Here is an 18,213-nt window from a genome sequence, read left to right on the forward strand (position 1 = left end):
CTCGCCGGCAGCGCATCCCCCTCCCCATCCCACCCCACGGAAGTCGTTCACCATGCACACACGCACCACACGCAGAGCCGCAACGCTCATCGCCTCCGCAGCCCTCACGGGCTTGCTGCTCGCCGGATGCTCGGCCGGAGCCGCGGACGCCCCGACCGCTGGAGACGCGGAGGGCAGCGCATCCGGGACCCGCTCCGTCGAGCACGCCCGCGGTACGGCTGAGGTCCCAACCGACCCCCAGCGCGTCGTCGTCCTCGAACCCGTCGAGCTCGACACTGCCGTGGCCCTCGGCGTCACCCCGGTCGGTGCAGCAGTCGCGAGCAACGTCGCCGGCGTGCCCGAGTACCTGGGCGTCGACGGCGTCGAGCCCGTCGGTACGGTGCCGGAGCCCGACCTCGAGGCCATCGCCGCCCTCAAGCCCGACCTGATCCTCGGCACGGAGTCGCGGCATTCGAAGCTCTACGAGCAGCTCGGAGCCATCGCCCCCACCGTCTTCATGGCGAGCCAGGCCGACCCGTGGCAGGAGAACGTCCTCCTCGTCGGCGAAGCCCTCGGGCAGCAGGACGAGGCACAGGAGCTGCTGACCGGCTTCAACGACCGCTGCGAGGAGATCAAGACCGAGTTCGGCGTCGACGGCAAGACCGCCAACCTCATCCGCCCCCGCGACGAGACGACGCTCAGCCTCTACGGTCCGACCTCGTTCGCCGGCGGCGCGCTCGAATGCGCCGGCCTCACCATCCCCGAGCAGGAATGGGAAGACGGACTCCAGGCCGACCTCTCCCCCGAGAACATCCTCGACGCCAAGGCCGACTACGTGTTCGTGACGACCGCCGACGTCGACGACGCATCGACCATCCCTGCCGCGATCACCCAGAACGCCGCCGAGTTCCCCTCGGTGACCCTCGTCGACACCAGCTACTGGGTGTCCGGCGTCGGCCCCAAGGGCGGCGCGCTCGTGCTCGACGACATCGAGCGCTTCCTCGAAACCCAGCGGTGACGCTCCTCCACACCGATCGCACCCCGGCTCGACTCAGGGCGGGGTCACGAGCGCGCGCAACCATCGGCGCCCTCGTGCTCCTCGCCCTGCTCGTGACCGCAGTGGCACTCTCCCTCATGCTCGGCTCCAACGCGCTCCCGCCGCACGTCGTGCTCGACGTGCTGCGGGGCGGCGGCTCCTCCGAAGCGCGCTACGTCGTCGCCGAGCTCCGGGTGCCGCGCACGGTCACGGGCATCGTCGTCGGCGTCGCCCTCGGCGTCGCCGGATCCCTCATCCAGGCCTTCACCCGCAACCCGCTCGCCGACCCCGGCATCCTCGGCGTCAACGCCGGGGCCGCATTCGCGATCGCCATCGGAGTGGCGTTCCTCGGGCTCCGAGACATCTCGTCGTTCGTGTGGCTGGGCTTCCTCGGCGCCCTCATCGTGACCGTCGCCGTGTACCTCATCGGCTCCTCCGGCCGCGGCCCCGCCGACCCCATCCGCCTCACCCTGGCCGGGGTGGCCCTCGGCGCCGTGTTCTCGGGGATGACCACCGGCATGACCCTCAGCAACCCGGATGCCTTCGAGCGGATGCGGTCCTGGAACGCCGGCTCGCTGCTCGGCCGCGGCTTCGACGTCCTGCTGCCGGTGCTCCCCTTCATCGCGCTCGCAGTGCTCGGTGCCCTCCTGCTCGCCCCCGGCCTCAACGCCCTCGCCCTCGGGGAGGACGTCGCCCGCTCCCAGGGCGCCAACGTCGGCGCGATCCGAGTCGGCGTCATCCTCGCCGTCACCGTGCTCGCGGGGACCGCGACCGCACTGGCCGGCCCCATCTCGTTCATCGGCCTCATGGTGCCGCACGTCGCACGGTGGCTGTTCGGCGTCGACCAGCGGGTCATCCTCGTCATCTCCGTGGTCCTCGCCCCCGTCATCGTGCTCCTCTCGGATGTGCTCGGCCGCGTCCTCATCGCGCCCGCCGAGATCCCCGTCGGGATCGTCACGGCGTTCGTCGGAGCCCCGATCCTGATCGCCCTCGCCAGACAGCGGAAGGCGAGCACCCTCTCATGACAGCGACCCGCACCCCGACCCCCACCGAGGACCGCCTCGAGCCCGTCGACCTCGGCTACCGGCAGCTCCGCCTCGGGGCCGGCCCCATCGCCGTCTCCGTCCGCCTGCGCAGCGCCATCGTCGGTGCGGCCGTGGCCGCGGCCGTGCTGGTCCTCGGAATCCTGGGCCTGGGGCTCGGCACGTATCCGCTCAGCCCCGATGCCGTCGTCCGCGCCCTGCTCGGCGGCGGCGACGCACTCGACCGCACCGTCGTCTACGAGTGGCGACTCGCTCGGGTCATCGCGGCCATCACCCTCGGCGCCTTCCTCGCCGTTGCCGGCGCCCTCTTCCAGACGGTCACGAGGAACCCGCTCGCGAGCCCCGATATCCTCGGCCTCTCCAACGGCGCCTTCACGGGCATGCTCGTGAGCATCGTCGTGTTCTCCGCCTCCTGGCCGCTCATGACCGCCGGCGCGGTGATCGGCGGCCTCCTCACGGCCCTCGTGATCTGGGCGTTCGCGCATCGCGGTGGCGCGCAGGGGTTCCGCCTCATCGTGATCGGCATCGGCGTCTCGGCCATGCTCGCCTCCGCGAACACGTGGATGCTGCTCGAGGTCGAGCTCGAGACCGCCATGTTCGCCTCCGCGTGGGGCGCCGGCACCCTCAACGGCGTGACCGGGCCGCCCCTCGCCGGCGCGATCGCCTGCGGCATCCCGCTGTTCGCCGTGCTGCTCTTCCTCGCCCCGCAGCTGCGTCAGCTCGACCTCGGTGACGACGTGGCCGCCGCGACCGGCGCCAGGCCGCAGCTCGTCCGCGCGCTTGTCCTGCTCGCCGCGGTCGGCCTCGTGTCGATCTCGACCGCCGTCATCGGCCCCGTCGCCTTCATCGCCCTGGCGGCTCCCCAGATCGCGCGCCGCATCGCGCGCACCCCGTACCTGTCGCTGCCGCTCGCAGCCCTGGTCGGGGCCCTGCTCCTCCTCGCCTCCGATCTCATCGCCCAGCACATCCTTCCCGTCACACTGCCGGTTGGGGTCGTGACGGTGTCCGTCGGCGGCCTCTACCTCGTCGTCACCATCGTCCAGGAGATCCGCCGCCGTGCCTGAGCACCAGCCACCACCCACCGCCCGCACGACCCGAGAGCGCGCCAAGCTCCCCGCCTCGTCGCGCCTCGTTGCCGAGGACATCACCCTCGGCTACGACGGCAGACCGATCATCGAGCACCTGAGCGCCGAGATCCCCGACGGCTCCTTCACCGTCATCATCGGCCCGAACGCGTGCGGCAAGTCCACCCTGCTCCGCGGCCTGTCCCGCCTGCTCGCGCCGGACGCCGGCCGAGTCGTGCTGGACGGGAAGGCCATCACGAGCATGCGGGCGAAGGACGTCGCCCGCCGCCTCGGCCTGCTGCCGCAGTCGGCCCTGGCCCCGGATGGCATCACCGTCGCCGACCTCGTCGGCCGCGGCAGGTTCGCGCACCAGCGTCTCCTGCGCCAATGGTCCGAGTCCGACGAGCGAGCGGTCCGCGATGCCCTCGACGCGACGGGCACCCTGCCGTTGGCGTCGAGACGCGTCGACGAGCTCTCCGGCGGCCAGCGCCAGCGGGTGTGGGTCGCGATGGTCCTCGCGCAGGAGACCGAGCTCCTCCTGCTCGACGAGCCGACAACGTTCCTCGACATCGCGCACCAGGTCGAGCTCATGGAGCTCTTCGCGCACCTCAACCGGCAGGGCCGCACGGTCGTCGCCGTGCTGCACGACCTCAACCACGCCGCGCGCTACGCCGATCACATCATCGCGATGCGTGACGGGCGCATCCTCGCGTCCGGCACACCCCGCGACGTCGTGACGAGCGAACGGGTCGAGGAGATCTACGGCCTGCCGAACGTCGTCATCGAGGACCCCATCACGGGCGGGCCGCTTGTCGTGCCGCGCGGGATGCCCCACCCTCGCTCGACGGAGAGCGCGCGGGAGGGCACGGGCTCCCCGGCCTAGTTCCCGCTGGCGTCGTTCCCGCCGGGTTCAGTCACGCTGGCGTCGAGGGGATCGAGCGCGTCGAGCCAGCCACCGACGACGGTCCGCGCGGCGGCCGTGAGGCGTGGGGCGAGCGCGAGCGCATCCGCGCGGATCTCCCGCGGGTCCAGCTCGTGGATGGCCAGCTCGTAGGCGTTCGCGATGAGCCAGGTCTCGACCATCCGCGGGTCGACCTCGAGGTGGAACTGCAGGCCGAGCAGGTTCCGGCCCGCGGCGAACGCCTGGTTCGGGAAGCCGGGGGTCTCGGCGAGTCGCTCGGCTCCTGCGGGGATCTCGAACTGGTCGCCGTGCCAGTGCAGCACCGGCACGTCGGCGAGGCCGCCCAGCACCGAAGCTGCCCCATCCGGGGTCAGCATGAGCGGCGAGAAGCCGATCTCCACGCGCCCCGTCGGCGCGACCGCCGCGCCCATGGCTGCCGCCATGAGCTGGGCCCCGAGGCACACGCCCAGCGTGGGCCGGCCTCTTTCGACGCGAGCCCTGATGGCGGCGATCTCGGGGGTCAGGAACGGGTACCGCTCCGCATCCCCCACCCCGATCGGCCCGCCGAGCACCACGACGAGGTCGGCATCGACGAGCAGCTCGGCACTGATCTCGTCCTGCCCAGCCTCGAGGTAGCGGATGTCGTAGCCGCGCTCCGTGAGCACGTCACGAAGCAGCCCGAGGTCCTCGAAGACGACGTGGCGGACGACCAGAGCGGTGAGGGACACGGCGGGCTCCTTGGGGTTGGGTGCGACTCGAGGCGACGAGTCGGGCGTCGGGGCAGGGCGTTGAGTCTGGGCGTCGGGTCAGAGCGTCGGCGCCGGGGCGATGCGCGCGTAGGCGGCGAGCACGGTGCGCTCGGAGCGCACGAGGTACTCGTCGAGCGCCGCCGCCGCCTCGTCCGTATCGCCGGCGAGGTGGAGCTCCAGCACGCGCTGATTGAGCTCGATGTAGGGCGCGTGCAGGTACTCGAGGTCCTCGAGGAAGCCGAACGCGAGCCGCAGCTCCGCCGAGACGTTCGCGTAGACGCGGTCGAGGCGCTCGCTGTCCGCGAGCGCGACGATCGCCGTGTGGAACGCCATGTTGGCGGTGCCGACCGCCGCCCAGTCGCCGGCCTCTCGCCCTCGGATGGCGTGCTCGACGGCCTCGCGCATCCGCGCCCCGGCCGGGTGCCGCCCCGGGGCGGCGCGCAGGGCCTGCACCTCGATCATGCGTCGAACGCGATAGATGTCGAGGATCGAGGCCAGTGAGGGGATGGCGACGAAGACGCCCGCGTTGGGGCGCCGGGTGAGCAGTCGCTCCGCCGTGAGCATTCGGAAGGCCTCGCGGAGGGTGTTGCGCGAGACGTCGAGTCGCTCGGTCATGGCGCTCTCCGAGAGGCGCTGCCCTGGCACGATCTCGCCCGTGACGATCATCTGGCGGAGGCTCGAGGCCGCCCGTTCCGCCCTGTCGAGGGTCTCGTCGGCTGCGTTCACGCTTCGCACTCTACCGGCGGCACTCCGCGTCGACCCGTTCCGCGAAATACCCCCGATACATCTTGTAACAAGACATTTACGCGTCTATCGTTGAACAATCTGTTGCTCAGCGTTGAACAACCGTAGGGTTGCCGCAATCACTCGCTGCTCCCCTACCGAACTGGAACGAGTCATGACCTCCACACCTCCTCCCGCTTCCCCGGCGTCCCCAGCGTCCGGCTCTTCTGCCGCCGACGAGGCGAGCACCCCCGAGAAGCTCAAGCAGTACGCCAAAGCACGCCGCACCTCGCTGGTCGGCGCGCTCTTCCTCATGGCCACCTCGGCCATCGGTCCCGGCTTCATCACCCAGACGGCGACCTTCACCCAGCAGCTCGGCGCCGCGTTCGCCTTCGGCATCCTCATCTCGGTGCTCATCGACCTCGCCGTCCAGCTCAACATCTGGCGCATGATCACGCTCTCCGGGAAGCGCGCGAGCGCACTCGCCAACGACGCCCTCCCCGGCAGCGGCTACGTGCTCGCCGTGCTCATCGTCATCGGCGGCCTGGTCTTCAACATCGGCAACATCGGCGGCGCCGGGCTCGGCCTGAACGTGCTGCTCGGCCTCGACGTCAAGGTCGGCGCCGTCATCAGCGCCGCCATCGCGATCGCCATCTTCCTCATCAAGCGCGCCGGCATCGTCATGGACCGGGTCGTCATCGTGGCCGGTATCGCCATGATCATCCTCACGGTCATCGTCGCCATCGTCGCGCAGCCGCCCATCGGCGACGCACTCCGCCAGACCGTCCTCCCCGACACCATCAACTTCGCGACCATCACGACGATCGTCGGCGGCACCGTCGGCGGGTACATCGTCTACTCGGGAGCGCACAAGCTGCTCGACTCCGGCAACGCCGGACCGGAGCACATCAGGGAAGTCAACCGCGCGGCCGTGACCGGCATCGTCATCACGGGCATCATGCGCTACGTGCTGTTCCTCGCCATCCTCGGCGTCGTCGCGAGCGGCGTCGTGCTCGACACGACCCTCAACCCGGCAGCGGACGCCTTCCAGGCAGCAGCTGGCGAGGCCGGCTTCCGCATCTTCGGCGCCATCTTCTGGCTCGCCGCCCTCACGAGCATCATCGGCGCCGCCTACACCTCGGTGTCGTTCCTGCCGGTCTTCTCGAAGCGCATCGCGGGCCGCACCGCCGACTTCTGGACCGTCGGCTTCATCCTCTTCTCGCTGGCCATCTACCTGTCGATCGGCACCCCGCCCGCGACGCTCCTCGTGTTCGTCGGCGGCTTCAACGGCCTCATCCTGCCGATCGGCCTCACCCTGTTCATGTACATCGGCTGGTTCCGCCCGTCGAAACTGGGCGGCGCGAAGTACCCGAAGTGGCTGCTCATCATCGGCACGCTCGCGACGCTCATCACCTGGTACATGGCCGTCAACGCGGTCGGGCCGATCTTCGACCTCCTCAACACCTGATCCGTATCCCGAGCGAAAGGCTGACCACATGAACGCACGCTCCATCGACCTCAACAGCGACCTCGGCGAGGGCTTCGGCCGCTGGACCCTCGGCGACGACCAGGAGATGCTCGGCATCGTCACGAGCGCGAACGTCGCCTGCGGCTTCCACGCCGGCGACCCGCGCGCCATCCGTGCCACCGTCAACGGGGCGGCGGATGCGGGGGTCGCGATCGGCGCGCACGTCGGCTACCGCGACCTGGCCGGCTTCGGGCGCCGCAACATCGACGTCGCCTCCGACGACCTGGTGGCCGATGTGGTCTACCAGATCGGCGCCCTGCAGGCACTCGCCGCCGCCGAGGGGACCAGCGTGCGCTACGTCAAGCCGCACGGCGCCCTCTACAACACGATCGTGCACGACGAGCGGCAGGCGGCGGACGTCGTCGAGGCCGTTCGCCTCGTCGACCCGAGCCTCGTGCTCCTCGGCATGCCGGGCTCGGCCGTGCTCCGCCTCGCCACCGAGGCGGGCATCCCCACCGCGATGGAGGCGTTCGCCGACCGCGCCTACACGCCGCAGGGCACGCTCGTCTCCCGCCGGGAGCCCGGCGCCGTGCTGCACGACGTCGACGAGGTCGCAAAGCGCATGGTGCGCCTCGCGACCGAGGGCCTGCTGGAGGCGATCGACGGCAGCACGCTCGAGCTGCGGGCCGACTCGATCTGCGTGCACGGCGACAGCCCAGGGGCCACCGACATGGCAAAGCAGGTGCGGCTCGCACTCACGGAGGCCGGCGTCGAGCTGCGCCCGTTCGCAGCCGCGCCGGCAGCCGCCGGAAAGCTGGCCTGACCCCATGAGAGTCCTCACCGCCCGCGACGACGCGGTCCTCATCGAGTGCAGCAGCCTCGACGAGACGATCGCGCTCTTCGACGCCCTGACCGCACTGCGCATCCCCGGTGTCGGCGAGATGGTGCCGGGTGCGCGCACCCTGCTCGTCCCGTTCCGGCCAGCCCGGGTCACCGCCGAGGAGATCGAGGCCGCCGCGGCGGCAGCCGACCTCAGCGGCGTGCGCACGGGAGAGCCGAGGCGCCTCGAGATCCCGACGCGGTACGACGGTGAGGACCTCGCGGAGGTCGCCGAGCTCCTCGGCATCTCCGCCGACGAGGTCGTGCGCCGCCACACGAGCTCGACCTTCACGGTCGGGTTCGTGGGCTTCGCGCCCGGCTTCGCGTACCTGACGGGCGACGACCCCGTGCTCGACGTGCCGCGCCGGTCGACGCCCCGCACGCGCATCCCCGCGGGCTCCGTCGCGCTGGCAGGCACGTACAGCGGCGTCTACCCGCGCGAGAGTCCCGGCGGGTGGCAGCTCATCGGCACCACGGAGGTGCCCATGTGGGACCTCGACCGCGACCCGGCCGCGTTCATGGCGCCGGGAGACCTCGTCACGTTCAGCGTCGCCGCCGCGACCGAGCGGGCGCGCTCGACCCTGAGCGCTGCCAGGGCGAACGCGCCCCGGGAGGCAGAACCCGAGCATCCCAGGGGCAACGCCGACCGCGGGTCCGCCCTCGAGGTGGTCTCCCCGGGCCTGCAGACCCTGTTCCAGGACCTCGGACGCAACGGCTACGCCAGCATGGGCGTCTCCGCCTCCGGGGCACTGGATGCGCCAGCCCACCGCCAGGCGAACCGCCTCGTCGGCAACACCGCGGCAGCCCCCACCCTCGAGGTCGCCTACGGCGGGCTCCTGCTGCGGGCGCGCGGCCCGCAGGTCGTCGCCGTGACGGGTGCCGAGGTGCCCCTGACCGTCTCCGGCGCCCTTCCCCGCACCGCCCCGTTCGGAGCGGCGTTCGCGCTGGACGACGGTGACGAGCTGCAGCTCGGCTCCCCCGCCGCGGGCGTGCGCAGCTACCTCGCGGCGCGCGGCGGGTTCGACGCACCCCCGGTGCTCGAGAGCCTAGCGACCGACCTCCTCGCGGGGCTCGGCCCCGACGCGCTGCAAGCCGGCGACGTGCTCGGCGTTCTCGCGCCGCACGCCACCCTCGTCGCTGCGAGCCCCGTCGCGGATGCCCAGCCGCGCGAGCTTCCCCGGGCCGGCGGTGACACCGTCGAGCTGCGCATCGTGCTCGGCCCCCGCGACGACTGGTTCTCCGCCGAGGAGATCGAGCGTTTCACGAGCCAGGACTGGCACGTGACGCCACAATCGAACCGGGTCGGCGTGCGACTCGACGGCGACGCCCTCACCCGAGCGAAGAGCGGCGAGCTGCCCAGCGAGGGCTGCGTCAGCGGGGCGATCCAGATGCCCCCGAACGGGCAGCCGGTGCTCTTCCTCGCCGACCACCCCCTCACTGGCGGCTACCCCGTGCTCGGGGCCGTCATCACCGATGACCTGCCCCTCGCGGGCCAGCTGCCCGTCGGCGCCGCCGTGCGATTCCGCATCGTGGCACCACGCACCCACACCCCACGCCCCCAGACTCCAGGAGAACTCCGATGACCCGCATCACCAAGGTCCTCATCGCGAACCGCGGCGAGATCGCCGTGCGCGTCGCCCGCGCCTGCGCCGACTACGGGGTCGCCTCCGTCGCCGTGTACGCCGACGGCGACGCCGATGCGCTCCACGTGCGCCTCGCCGACGAGGCCGTGCCGCTCGAGGGCGCGACGTCGAAGGAGACCTACCTCGACGCCGACAAGCTCCTCGCTGCGGCCAACGCGACGGGCGCCGACGCCGTGCACCCGGGCTACGGCTTCCTCTCCGAGAACGCCGAGTTCGCGCGCGCCGTCGAGGGGGCGGGGCTCGTCTGGATCGGCCCGTCGCCCGAGGCGATCGAGCTGCTCGGCGACAAGATCTCGGCCCGCCGCCTCGCAGAGCAGGTCGGCGCGCCGCTCGTCGCCGGAACCAGCGGCCCCGTCGACTCCCCCGCTGAGGCGAGCGCCTTCGCGGAGGAGCACGGCCTCCCCATCGCGATCAAGGCCGCGTTCGGGGGCGGTGGCCGCGGCCTCCGCGTCGCGCGCCGCCTCGACGAGGTCGAGGAGCTCTTCGCCGCCGCCGGGCGAGAAGCCGTCGCCGCCTTCGGCCGGGGCGAGTGCTTCGTCGAGCAGTTCCTCGAGTCGCCGCGCCACATCGAGGCGCAGGTGCTCGCCGATGAGCACGGCAACGTCGTCGTCGTCGGCACCCGCGACTGCTCGCTGCAGCGCCGCAACCAGAAGCTCGTCGAGGAGGCACCTGCCCCCTTCCTGACCGCGGAGCAGCGGGAGCGCATCCACACCTCGGCCCGGGACATCTGCGCGGCCGCCGGCTACCGCAGCGCTGGCACCGTCGAGTTCCTCCTCGACGCGAACGGCGTCATCTCGTTCCTCGAAGTCAACACGCGCCTGCAGGTCGAGCACCCCGTCACCGAGGAGACCGCTGGTGTCGACCTCGTCGTCCAGCAGCTCCGCATCGCCGACGGGCTCGCGCTCGACGCAGCCGAGTTCACGCCCCGCGGGCACTCGCTCGAGTTCCGCATCAACGCCGAGGATCCGGCGCGCGGCTTCCTCCCGGGGCCGGGCACCATCTCGCTGTTCCGCGCACCGTCCGGACCGGGCGTTCGCGTCGACTCGGGGGTCGAGACCGGCTCCGTGGTCTCCGGCCAGTTCGACTCCATGCTCGCGAAGCTCATCGTCACCGGCGCGACCCGCGAGGAGGCGCTGCGCCGCGCGCGCCGCGCCCTCGCCGAGTTCGAGGTCGAAGGCGTGCCGACGGTGCTGCCCTTCCACCGTGCGGTGCTCGAGGACCCGGACTTCATCGGCGGCGAGAGCGCCGACGGCGTTCCCGGCTTCGGCGTGCACACGCAGTGGATCGAGACGACCTTCGCCGAGCGGGTCCCCGAGCAGGCGCTCGCCGTCGAGCCGAGCGACCCCTCCGTGGTCTCGACGTGGGTCGAGCTCGACGGCCGCCGCGTCGCCCTCCGGCTCCCTGCGACGCTCTTCGCCGCCGGAGGCTCTGGCCCCGGGGCGTCAGCGCTCGACTCGGCGGGTGGGGTCGAGTCGGCGGATGCGGGCGGCGCGTCAGCTTCGTCGGTCACCGCACCGATGGCCGGCACGCTCCTGCGCTGGCTCGTGGAGGACGGCGCCGAGGTCGAGGCGGGGACTGCCGTCGCCGTCGTCGAGGCCATGAAGATGGAGACGCCCGTGCAGGTCACGGCCGCTGGCGTCCTCCGCCAGCGGGCCGAGGCGGGGAGCCCCATCGCAGCTGGCGAGGTGCTCGCGGAGCTCGACGCGGCAAGCTGATCTCCTGCCAGGCGACGGTGAAATGTCGGTGGCTGCGGGCAGACTGGTTGGCATGACGGAACCAGCAGCCCGCGCTCACCATTCCATCGACTACCTCGAGTTTGGAGTCACCGACCTCGCCGTGGCCAAGCAGTTCTACGGCGATGCCTTCGGGTGGAGCTTCAACGACTACGGCCCCGGCCCCAACTACGTCGGCATCCGGCGACCCGGCGGTGACGCGACCGACGAGGTGGGCGGCTTCCGACTCGACCCCCAGGTCACGCCAGGCGGGGCGCTCGTGCTGCTCTACTCCGACGACCTCGAGGCGAGCGTCGCGCAGGTGCGCGCGGCCGGCGGCGAGGTCGTGAGCGGGCCCTACGAGTTCCCCGGTGGCCGCCGCTTCCACTTCACCGACCCGGCGGGCAACGAGCTCGGGGTCTGGTCGAGCTCCTAGCGCGAGGCCGAGCTGGAACGAGCGGCCGCGATGCGCGCCCGCACCTCGTCGAGCGTTCGCATGATGGCGATCGACTCGTCGAGCGGCATGCGCGGACTCTCGAGCTCGCCGGCGCTGAGGCACCGTTCGACCTCGAGCGCCTGGAACTGCATGCCGCGACCAACGTGCTGCGGCTTGTCGAAGCGCAAGAGCTCCCGCTGCCCTCCGCCGCCGTCGTAGACCGTGAACGAGGTCGACGCGTAGAAGACCGAGTCGATGTCGATCCAGCCGTCCGAGCCGACGATGGCCGCGCGGTTCGAGCCGGGCGCATCCATGCGCGTGAGGGTCGCCGACGTGCGGCCGGCACCATGACGCAGGAGCACGGAGGCCGAGAGGTCGACCCCGAGCTCCGAGGCCTCGCCGTCGACGAGCATCGAGGTGGGCTCGCCGAGGTACCTCGAGGCGAACGAGATGCCGTAGACGCCGAGGTCGGCCATGACGCCGCCCCCGAGCTGTGGGTTCCCGTGGCGACTCGTCGGAGCCACGTCGAGGTTCTGGAAGTGCGAGCTCGAGACGCTCACGAGCTCGCCGATCGAGCCGCGCTCGAGGACGTCGCCGATCGCGTCGGCCGTCGGCAGGAAGCGCGTCCACATGGCCTCCATCACGAACACCCCCTTGGCGCGGGCCGCCGCGACAACCCGCTCGGCTTCGGGGGCGTCGTTCGTGAACGACTTCTCCACGAGCACCGGCTTCCCGCCGTCGATCGCGAGCAGCGCCTGCTCGGCGTGGAACGCCTGCGGCGTCGCGATGTAGATGACGTCGACGCCCGGGTCGGCGACCAGGGCCTCATAACTGCCGTAGGAGGTCGGAATCGACAGCTCGGCGGCGAACTCGGCGGCGCGCGTCGCCTCCCGAGAGGCGACTGCCGCCACCTCAAGGCCCTGCGCCACGAGGTCGCCCACGAAGGTCCTCGCGATGTTGCCAGCCCCGAGAATTCCCCACCGCACCCGTTCAGTCGTCACGGAAAAACCCTAGCCGGGCGCCGCGCGCACCGCGAGGGCTCCGCGCGTCGAGCAGGAGTCCTTCTCGAATGGCAAGACGGAGCAGTCCTTCGACGTCGCCGGGTGAGCCGCGTCTCGCGGATGCGGGCGCGCGTCAGTCGCTGAGCCCGGCCCGACGCGCGAGCACGGCGGCCTCCATCCTGGACACGACGCCGAGCTTCGCGAGCACCCGCGAGACGTGGGTCTTCGCCGTGGAGGCGCTGATGTGCATCCGCTGGCCGATGCCGGAGTTGGACAGCCCCTCGCCCAGTGCGGAGAGCACCTCCCGCTCTCGCGCCGTGAGCTCGGCGAGTCCGGGCACCTCCGGAGTCGGCGTCGGAGCGCCGTCACCCGTCTGCGCGAAGCGATCGAGGAGACGCCGTGTCACCTCCGGCGACAGGGCTCCCTCGCCCCGAGCCACCGCCTCGACTGCGGCCTGGAGGGCCGGCCCCGACGTCGTCTTCAGCAGGAACCCGGCGGCCCCTGCCCGCACGGCGCCGAACACGTACTCGTCGAGGTCGAAGGTGGTGAGCACCAGCACCTGCGCGAGCGAGTCGGCGACGATGGCTCGCGTGGCCTCGATGCCGTCGGTCCCCGGCATGCGGACGTCAATGAGCACGACGTCGGGTCGCAGGGCGCGCGCGTTCCTGATCGCCGCGGCGCCGTCGCCGGCCTCGCCCACGACCTCGACGCCGTGGGCCTCGAGCAGCAGCCGCAGCCCGGCCCGGATCGCGGCGTGGTCGTCGGCGACGAGCACACGGATGGGGCCGTCGATCTCCTCGGTCACGATGCGCTCCCCTCGGGTCGTTCAGTGGTCTGCGCCCTCGAGCCCGCGGTGCGCGGCACCGTCGCTGCGACTCGCCACCCAGCACCCTCTGCCGTCGGCCCAGCTTCGAGGCGTCCGCCGAGGCGCTCCGCCCGCTCGCGGATGAGACCGAGCCCGTTGCCGGTTCCCGGCGCTGCCTCCATCCGGGTGCCGCCCGTCGAGGTCACGACGACGGAGAGCCAGTCCGCCCGCTCCTCGAAGCGCACCTCGACGACCGCACCCGGCGAGTGCCGCCCGGCGTTCGAGACGGCCTCGGCCACCACACGGGCGAGGGCCTGCTCGGTGGCGGCAGATGCACTCGGCACCTCCCCGACGATCCTCGCCTCGACCGACTCCGCCGAGGCCACGAGCTCCGCGACCTGAGCCAGCCTCGGCGGCGCCGCGACCTCCCCGTCGCCGGCACCGCTTCGGAGGATGAGGATCATCGACCGCATCTCGTCGAGCCCGTCGAGGGCCGAGTCGCGGATCGCCTGCAGCGCCCCCGCCTCCCGGCCTCGAACCCCGGACCCCGCGAGGGCCGCCTCCGAGGTGATGGCGATCGCCGAGAGGTTGGCCGCTACAACGTCATGGAGGTCGCGGGCCATGCGCTCCCGCTCGTCGCGCACCGCCTCCTCCCGCTCCAGCACGAGCAGACGCTCGGCGTCGTCCGCGCGCGCTTCCTGCACTCGCGCGAGTTCCGCGCTCTGACGCACGGAACTCGCCCACCAGAGCGGCGTGCCGAAGATCGCGAGGGCCTGCAGTCCGAAGAACACGCCCTGCCGCAGCGCCTCGCCGAGCAGCACGGGCACGGCGAAAGCCGCCACCACGGCCACCGCGACGAGCACCTGCACCGCTCGCAGCGCCGCCGGCGGGCTGTACCGGCCGACGATATAGAGGGCATCCAGCACCAGAACGGCCCCGCCGATGACGCCGACGAGCACGAAGGCGGACACCGAAATGGTCACGCAGATGAGCAGCACCAGCACGGGGAAGCGCCGCTTCTGGGTGAGCGCCAGCCCGCCGAGCGCAACCGCACCGAGGCTCAGCGCGATGTGCTGGGGCGAGTCGAAGAGCGCCAGCAGGACGGCAGCCGCGATCGCGAAGAGCGTGGTCGTCGCGTCCTCGTCGGGCCGCCAACCGGCGCGGAGGTGCCGGGTTCCCGGCGCGACGGCGCTCTGCGGTTCGGTCATGGCACCATCCCAGCACACGGACGCCAACGCGCGGTCACCCGAACGATGTACGCGAGCACCGCGGCTGGCATCCTTCAGCGGATGCGGCCGGGAGCCGGCGCGCAGGAGGGTTGCGGCATGTCCACTGAACTCCTGCTCTCGCTCCTCGGTCTCGCGCTCGTCGACAGCCTGAGCGCGGGCACGCTCCTCATCCCGATCTTCTTCCTGCTCACGACCGGCCGCGTCCGCTTCGGACGCGTCCTCACCTACCTGGGGACGATCGCCGGCTTCTACTTCCTCGTCGGGCTCGCCCTCACGGCCGGCGCATCCGCCTTCCTGGAGAACGCGGCTGCCGTGCTCGAGACCCCTGCGGCCTACGCCGTTCAGCTGGTGGTCGGCGGCGGACTGCTTGTTGTGGGCATCTGCATGCCGACCAAGAAGCGGGACCGGGTCGCGGCCGGGGCCGGGGCCGCCCAGGACGGGAGAGCGCTGCCGGCACGCCCCGGGGAGCCGGCGAAGCCCGCCAAGGGCAGGCTCTCCCGCTGGCGCGACCGCGCCCTCGGAGACGGCCCACCCGTGACCGTCATCGCGCTCGCGCTGGCGGCGGGGCTCATCGAGCTCGCGACGATGATCCCGTACCTGGCGGCGGTCGGCCTCCTCACCGGCTCGGGGCTCGGCATCGCCGGTTCGGCTCCGCTCCTCGCCGCCTACTGCGTGGTCATGGTCGCGCCGGCGCTGCTGCTGCTCCTCGGCCGCGTCGCCGCTCGACGCGCGGTCGAGCCGCGCCTGCGTCGGCTCGCCGACTGGCTGAGCCGCAACGCTGCGGAGAACACGGCCTGGATCATCGCCATCGTCGGCTTCTTCCTGCTCAGAGACGCGCTCGCGCATTCGGCGAGCTTCGACTTCTGGCCGTTCAACACCTGACGGCGCCGGCGCGCATCGCCCCCAGGACCGCCGTCAGCGCACGCTGAGCTCGATGAGCTGCGCCTCGACGGACTCACGCAGCGGGGACCCGTCGAAGCGACCGGCGCGGTTCCCGTCGGCGTCGAGGAGCAGCACCGTGGGGGTCACCACGATGTCGTAGGGCAGCACGAGTTCGGGCCGGATGCTCGTGTCGACTTCCGCGAGCACAACCCCCGCCGAGGTCGCCGCGACGTCCTGCAGCATCCACCTCGTGGCGGCGCACTCCGCGCTGTCGGGGGCGGTGAAGAGCACGATCGTCGCGCGGCGGCCGGGCAGCACGTCCTCGGGCAGGAGCTCGAGGTCGATCTCGGACTGCTCGGGCTCGGGCTCGCCTTCGCCGTCGAAGCGGCTCACCCCTCGTCGCGCGACCCACCCGACGACGGCGACGATGAGCACAAGCGCCATGATCACGAGCAACACCACTGATCCGTCCACGCGCTCAGCCTCCCATACTCGGGGGTTCGGAGGTCAGGTCCGCGGGCGTTCGCGTCACGAGCTGAGCTGCAGGAGCTGCGCCTCGAGCTCAGCTCGTCTCGGAGGGCCGCCGATGCGCGCGACCCGCTTGCCGTCGGCGTCGAGCACCAGCACGGTCGGCGTCTGCCGCACGTCGTAGCTCCTGGCCAGGTCCTGACGGTCGGTGAGGTCGACCTCGGCCACGACGACGCCGGGGGCCGTCGAGGCGAGCTGGTCGAGCATCCGCTTCGTGGCGGGGCACCTCGCGCAGAATTCTGTGGAGAAGAGGATGATCGTGGCGCTGTCCCCCGGCTCGACGCCGGCCCCGAGGAGGTGCAGGTCCGCGGCCCCCGCGGATGCACCGCCTGGGGCACGCGAGGTCTTCAGGCGACCGTTCGTCCGCTGCAGGACGACGCCGATGACGCTGGCGACGACGACGAGTCCGACGAGCACCATGACGGCAAGCGAGGCATCCACGGGCGCCTCCTTCAGGCCTGCACGCCGCGCGGCCGGATGACGCCGACCCGGAGGAGCAGGACATACAGCTGGCAGCCGAGGCAGTAGCCGAAGGCGGCGTTCAGGAAGGCCGCGATGAATGCCGCACCGGCGGACACCGGCACGGCGAGCGGTACACCGAGCACGTGCAGCACGACGCCGACGAGGGTCACCGCGAACCCGACTCCCTGCGCGAACGTCGGCGGCGCCGCCTCCTCCGTCTCGGCGGGTGGCGCGAGCCGCGGTCGGATCACCGCGGCGAAGAAACGCCCGTAGGGGTGCCGCTGGATGCCCGCGAACGCGCCCCACGCGAAGAGCGCCGTCAGGGCGGCAAGCAGGAGGAAGCCGGGCTGCAGGAGCCTGCCTGCAAGCGTCTCCGCCGCCGGGGTGACGAGGCCGAGGAAGACGGTGACGAGGAGCAGGACAGCCGTGATCGCTGCCCCGAACCGCGGCCCGCGTGGGTCGATGCGAGTCTGTGCCGACATGATGCTCCGTCTTTCAGGGGTGACCTCGGCGACGGCTTCGAGCGAAGCCAGACCCGGGGCGGCAGCGGATGCTGTGCCGAAAGGGTAGGCGCGCTCGGCCCAGAGGGGAACGACTGTGACGCTCCGCGACGACCAGGTTCGGCGGGAGGTGGCTTGAGATGATGCCAGCATGAAGACCTTCACTCTCCCCCAGACCGACGTGCGTGCCTCGAGCATCGTCCTCGGTCTCATGCGCATCATGGACCTCGACGACGAGCAACTGCGCACCCTCGTGGGCACGGCCCTCGACGCTGGCGTCAACGTCCTCGACCACGCCGACATCTACGGCGGCGAGCGCCACGCCTGCGAGCGTCGCTTCGGCGAGGCCATCCGCCTGTCCCCTGCCGAGCGCGAGCAGGTGCTCATCCAGTCGAAGGTGGGCATCCGCGAGGGCTACTTCGACTTCTCGGCCGAGCACATCCTTCGCACGGTCGACGAGTCACTCGAGGCCCTCGGCACCGAGTACCTCGACGTGCTCCTGCTGCACCGTCCCGACACCCTCGTCGAGCCGGAGGAGGTGGCGACGGCGTTCAACGAGCTCCACAGCCGCGGCAAGGTCCGCCACTTCGGCGTCTCCAACCACACGCCCGGTCAGGTCGAGCTGCTGAAGTCGGTGGTCGCGCAGCCCCTCATCATCAACCAGGTGCAGCTCAGCATCACCCACGCTCCGATCATCGCGTCGGGGATCGCGGCCAACATGGTCGGCCTCGACCAGTCCATCGACCGCGACAACGGCATGCTGGACTACGCGCGCCTCAACGGCATCACCCTGCAGGCGTGGTCACCGTTCCAGAAGGGGTTCTTCGATGGCGTCTTCCTCGGCGACCGCGAGCACTTCGCCGAGCTCAACGACGTGCTGGAGGCGCTTGCCGACAAGTACGGCGTCACGCCCATGGGGATCGCGACGGCCTGGATCACGCGTCACCCCGCGAACATCCAGGTGGTGCTCGGCACGACGACCCCGTCGCGCGTCGCCGAGTCGGCCGCGGGCTCGGACGTGCACCTGACGCGCGAGGAGTACTACCGCATCTTCACGGCGGCCGGCCACACGCTGCCGTAGCTTCGGCACGCTCCCGAGCCTGCCCGAGCCTGCCTGAGTGCAGAGTTGTGGCCCGGTGCTGCTCCCGATCTCGGGAGCAGCACCGGGCCACA

Annotated in this window: 19 protein-coding genes; 11 read left to right on the top strand and 8 right to left on the bottom strand. The window is 71.7% G+C overall.

Features of this window, described 5'->3' with window-relative positions:
• Positions 1–52: 52 nt before the first annotated feature.
• Genes C5E07_RS08855 through C5E07_RS08870 form a run of 4 tightly spaced genes read left to right on the top strand, consistent with a single transcriptional unit; the run spans position 53 to position 4,005 of the window.
• Positions 53–997 (top strand): ABC transporter substrate-binding protein, encoded by a 945-nt coding sequence (locus C5E07_RS08855; protein WP_104299152.1) that lies wholly within the window; start codon positions 53–55, stop codon positions 995–997.
• Positions 994–2,040, top strand: coding sequence for an iron ABC transporter permease (locus C5E07_RS08860; protein ID WP_104241035.1), 1,047 nt, complete (start codon positions 994–996; stop codon positions 2,038–2,040). The genes C5E07_RS08855 and C5E07_RS08860 overlap by 4 nt, the downstream gene beginning before the upstream one ends.
• Positions 2,037–3,122, top strand: a complete 1,086-nt coding sequence (locus C5E07_RS08865; RefSeq protein ID WP_104299153.1) for an iron chelate uptake ABC transporter family permease subunit — start codon at positions 2,037–2,039, stop codon at positions 3,120–3,122. Before C5E07_RS08860 ends, C5E07_RS08865 begins: the two co-directional genes overlap by 4 nt.
• The gene (locus C5E07_RS08870; RefSeq protein WP_104299154.1) at positions 3,115–4,005 is read left to right on the top strand and encodes an ABC transporter ATP-binding protein; all 891 of its coding nucleotides are present in this window, start codon (positions 3,115–3,117) and stop codon (positions 4,003–4,005) included. Before C5E07_RS08865 ends, C5E07_RS08870 begins: the two co-directional genes overlap by 8 nt.
• Here the strand turns inward: C5E07_RS08870 and C5E07_RS08875 are convergent.
• Both C5E07_RS08875 and C5E07_RS08880 read right to left on the bottom strand, forming a co-directional pair.
• A complete protein-coding gene (locus tag C5E07_RS08875; RefSeq protein WP_104299155.1) occupies positions 4,002–4,751 on the bottom strand; it encodes a glutamine amidotransferase in 750 nt (249 codons plus the stop codon). The two genes, C5E07_RS08870 and C5E07_RS08875, sit on opposite strands and share 4 nt — an antisense overlap.
• A gap of 78 nt (positions 4,752–4,829) precedes the next feature.
• Positions 4,830–5,498, bottom strand: coding sequence for a GntR family transcriptional regulator (locus tag C5E07_RS08880; RefSeq protein WP_104299156.1), 669 nt, complete (start codon positions 5,496–5,498; stop codon positions 4,830–4,832).
• Between the two features lie 172 nt (positions 5,499–5,670).
• Between C5E07_RS08880 and C5E07_RS08885 the strand changes: the two genes are divergently transcribed.
• Genes C5E07_RS08885 through C5E07_RS08905 form a run of 5 tightly spaced genes read left to right on the top strand, consistent with a single transcriptional unit; the run spans position 5,671 to position 11,633 of the window.
• Entirely contained in the window at positions 5,671–6,963 is a 1,293-nt protein-coding gene (locus C5E07_RS08885; protein ID WP_104299157.1) for an NRAMP family divalent metal transporter, read from the top strand.
• Positions 6,964–6,991: 28 nt separating this feature from the next.
• Positions 6,992–7,786, top strand: coding sequence for a LamB/YcsF family protein (locus tag C5E07_RS08890; protein ID WP_104299158.1), 795 nt, complete (start codon positions 6,992–6,994; stop codon positions 7,784–7,786).
• Between the two features lie 4 nt (positions 7,787–7,790).
• On the top strand, positions 7,791–9,425 hold the full coding sequence (locus tag C5E07_RS08895; protein WP_104299159.1) for a 5-oxoprolinase/urea amidolyase family protein: 1,635 nt from the start codon (positions 7,791–7,793) through the stop codon (positions 9,423–9,425).
• Positions 9,422–11,200, top strand: a complete 1,779-nt coding sequence (locus C5E07_RS08900; protein ID WP_258063823.1) for a biotin carboxylase N-terminal domain-containing protein — start codon at positions 9,422–9,424, stop codon at positions 11,198–11,200. The genes C5E07_RS08895 and C5E07_RS08900 overlap by 4 nt, the downstream gene beginning before the upstream one ends.
• A 52-nt stretch (positions 11,201–11,252) precedes the next feature.
• A complete protein-coding gene (locus C5E07_RS08905; RefSeq protein WP_104241028.1) occupies positions 11,253–11,633 on the top strand; it encodes a VOC family protein in 381 nt (126 codons plus the stop codon).
• On the opposite strand, the gene C5E07_RS08910 is transcribed toward C5E07_RS08905, so the two are convergent.
• The 3 genes from C5E07_RS08910 to C5E07_RS08920 all read right to left on the bottom strand — a co-directional run bounded on the left by C5E07_RS08910 (position 11,630) and on the right by C5E07_RS08920 (position 14,647).
• The gene (locus C5E07_RS08910; RefSeq protein WP_104299160.1) at positions 11,630–12,634 is read right to left on the bottom strand and encodes a Gfo/Idh/MocA family protein; all 1,005 of its coding nucleotides are present in this window, start codon (positions 12,632–12,634) and stop codon (positions 11,630–11,632) included. The two genes, C5E07_RS08905 and C5E07_RS08910, sit on opposite strands and share 4 nt — an antisense overlap.
• A 133-nt stretch (positions 12,635–12,767) precedes the next feature.
• Entirely contained in the window at positions 12,768–13,439 is a 672-nt protein-coding gene (locus C5E07_RS08915; protein WP_258063825.1) for a response regulator transcription factor, read from the bottom strand.
• Entirely contained in the window at positions 13,436–14,647 is a 1,212-nt protein-coding gene (locus C5E07_RS08920; protein WP_104299161.1) for a sensor histidine kinase, read from the bottom strand. The genes C5E07_RS08915 and C5E07_RS08920 overlap by 4 nt, the downstream gene beginning before the upstream one ends.
• A gap of 117 nt (positions 14,648–14,764) precedes the next feature.
• On the opposite strand from C5E07_RS08920, the gene C5E07_RS08925 reads away from it, so the two are divergent.
• Positions 14,765–15,550 carry a GAP family protein gene (locus C5E07_RS08925; protein ID WP_104299162.1) on the top strand — a complete coding sequence of 262 codons (786 nt, stop codon included), beginning with the start codon at positions 14,765–14,767 and terminating at the stop codon, positions 15,548–15,550.
• Positions 15,551–15,583: 33 nt separating this feature from the next.
• Here C5E07_RS08925 and C5E07_RS08930 read toward each other — a convergent pair whose 3' ends face one another.
• From C5E07_RS08930 to C5E07_RS08940, 3 genes are read right to left on the bottom strand one after another with little or no spacing between them, the layout of a single operon-like run.
• On the bottom strand, positions 15,584–16,024 hold the full coding sequence (locus C5E07_RS08930; RefSeq protein ID WP_146080186.1) for a thioredoxin family protein: 441 nt from the start codon (positions 16,022–16,024) through the stop codon (positions 15,584–15,586).
• Between the two features lie 54 nt (positions 16,025–16,078).
• Positions 16,079–16,519, bottom strand: a complete 441-nt coding sequence (locus tag C5E07_RS08935) for a thioredoxin family protein (protein ID WP_104299164.1) — start codon at positions 16,517–16,519, stop codon at positions 16,079–16,081.
• Between the two features lie 11 nt (positions 16,520–16,530).
• Positions 16,531–17,022 carry a DUF4395 domain-containing protein gene (locus tag C5E07_RS08940; RefSeq protein WP_104299201.1) on the bottom strand — a complete coding sequence of 164 codons (492 nt, stop codon included), beginning with the start codon at positions 17,020–17,022 and terminating at the stop codon, positions 16,531–16,533.
• 169 nt (positions 17,023–17,191) lie between these two features.
• On the opposite strand from C5E07_RS08940, the gene C5E07_RS08945 reads away from it, so the two are divergent.
• Positions 17,192–18,121, top strand: coding sequence for an aldo/keto reductase family oxidoreductase (locus C5E07_RS08945; protein WP_104241021.1), 930 nt, complete (start codon positions 17,192–17,194; stop codon positions 18,119–18,121).
• Positions 18,122–18,213: the final 92 nt, after the last annotated feature.

Origin of the sequence: Pseudoclavibacter sp. RFBJ3, from assembly GCF_002931375.1 — a bacterium.
In the GTDB taxonomy this organism is placed as follows: Bacteria; Actinomycetota; Actinomycetes; order Actinomycetales; family Microbacteriaceae; genus Pseudoclavibacter.

Coding starts and splice junctions, on each gene's coding strand:
- C5E07_RS08885 (WP_104299157.1), top strand. CDS start 5,671: ATGACCTCCACACCTCCTCCCGCTTCCCCGGCGTCCCCAGCGTCCGGC.
- C5E07_RS08895 (WP_104299159.1), top strand. CDS start 7,791: ATGAGAGTCCTCACCGCCCGCGACGACGCGGTCCTCATCGAGTGCAGC.
- C5E07_RS08920 (WP_104299161.1), bottom strand. CDS start 14,647: ATGACCGAACCGCAGAGCGCCGTCGCGCCGGGAACCCGGCACCTCCGC.
- C5E07_RS08890 (WP_104299158.1), top strand. CDS start 6,992: ATGAACGCACGCTCCATCGACCTCAACAGCGACCTCGGCGAGGGCTTC.
- C5E07_RS08925 (WP_104299162.1), top strand. CDS start 14,765: ATGTCCACTGAACTCCTGCTCTCGCTCCTCGGTCTCGCGCTCGTCGAC.
- C5E07_RS08900 (WP_258063823.1), top strand. CDS start 9,422: ATGACCCGCATCACCAAGGTCCTCATCGCGAACCGCGGCGAGATCGCC.
- C5E07_RS08945 (WP_104241021.1), top strand. CDS start 17,192: ATGAAGACCTTCACTCTCCCCCAGACCGACGTGCGTGCCTCGAGCATC.
- C5E07_RS08940 (WP_104299201.1), bottom strand. CDS start 17,022: ATGTCGGCACAGACTCGCATCGACCCACGCGGGCCGCGGTTCGGGGCA.
- C5E07_RS08855 (WP_104299152.1), top strand. CDS start 53: ATGCACACACGCACCACACGCAGAGCCGCAACGCTCATCGCCTCCGCA.
- C5E07_RS08905 (WP_104241028.1), top strand. CDS start 11,253: ATGACGGAACCAGCAGCCCGCGCTCACCATTCCATCGACTACCTCGAG.
- C5E07_RS08865 (WP_104299153.1), top strand. CDS start 2,037: ATGACAGCGACCCGCACCCCGACCCCCACCGAGGACCGCCTCGAGCCC.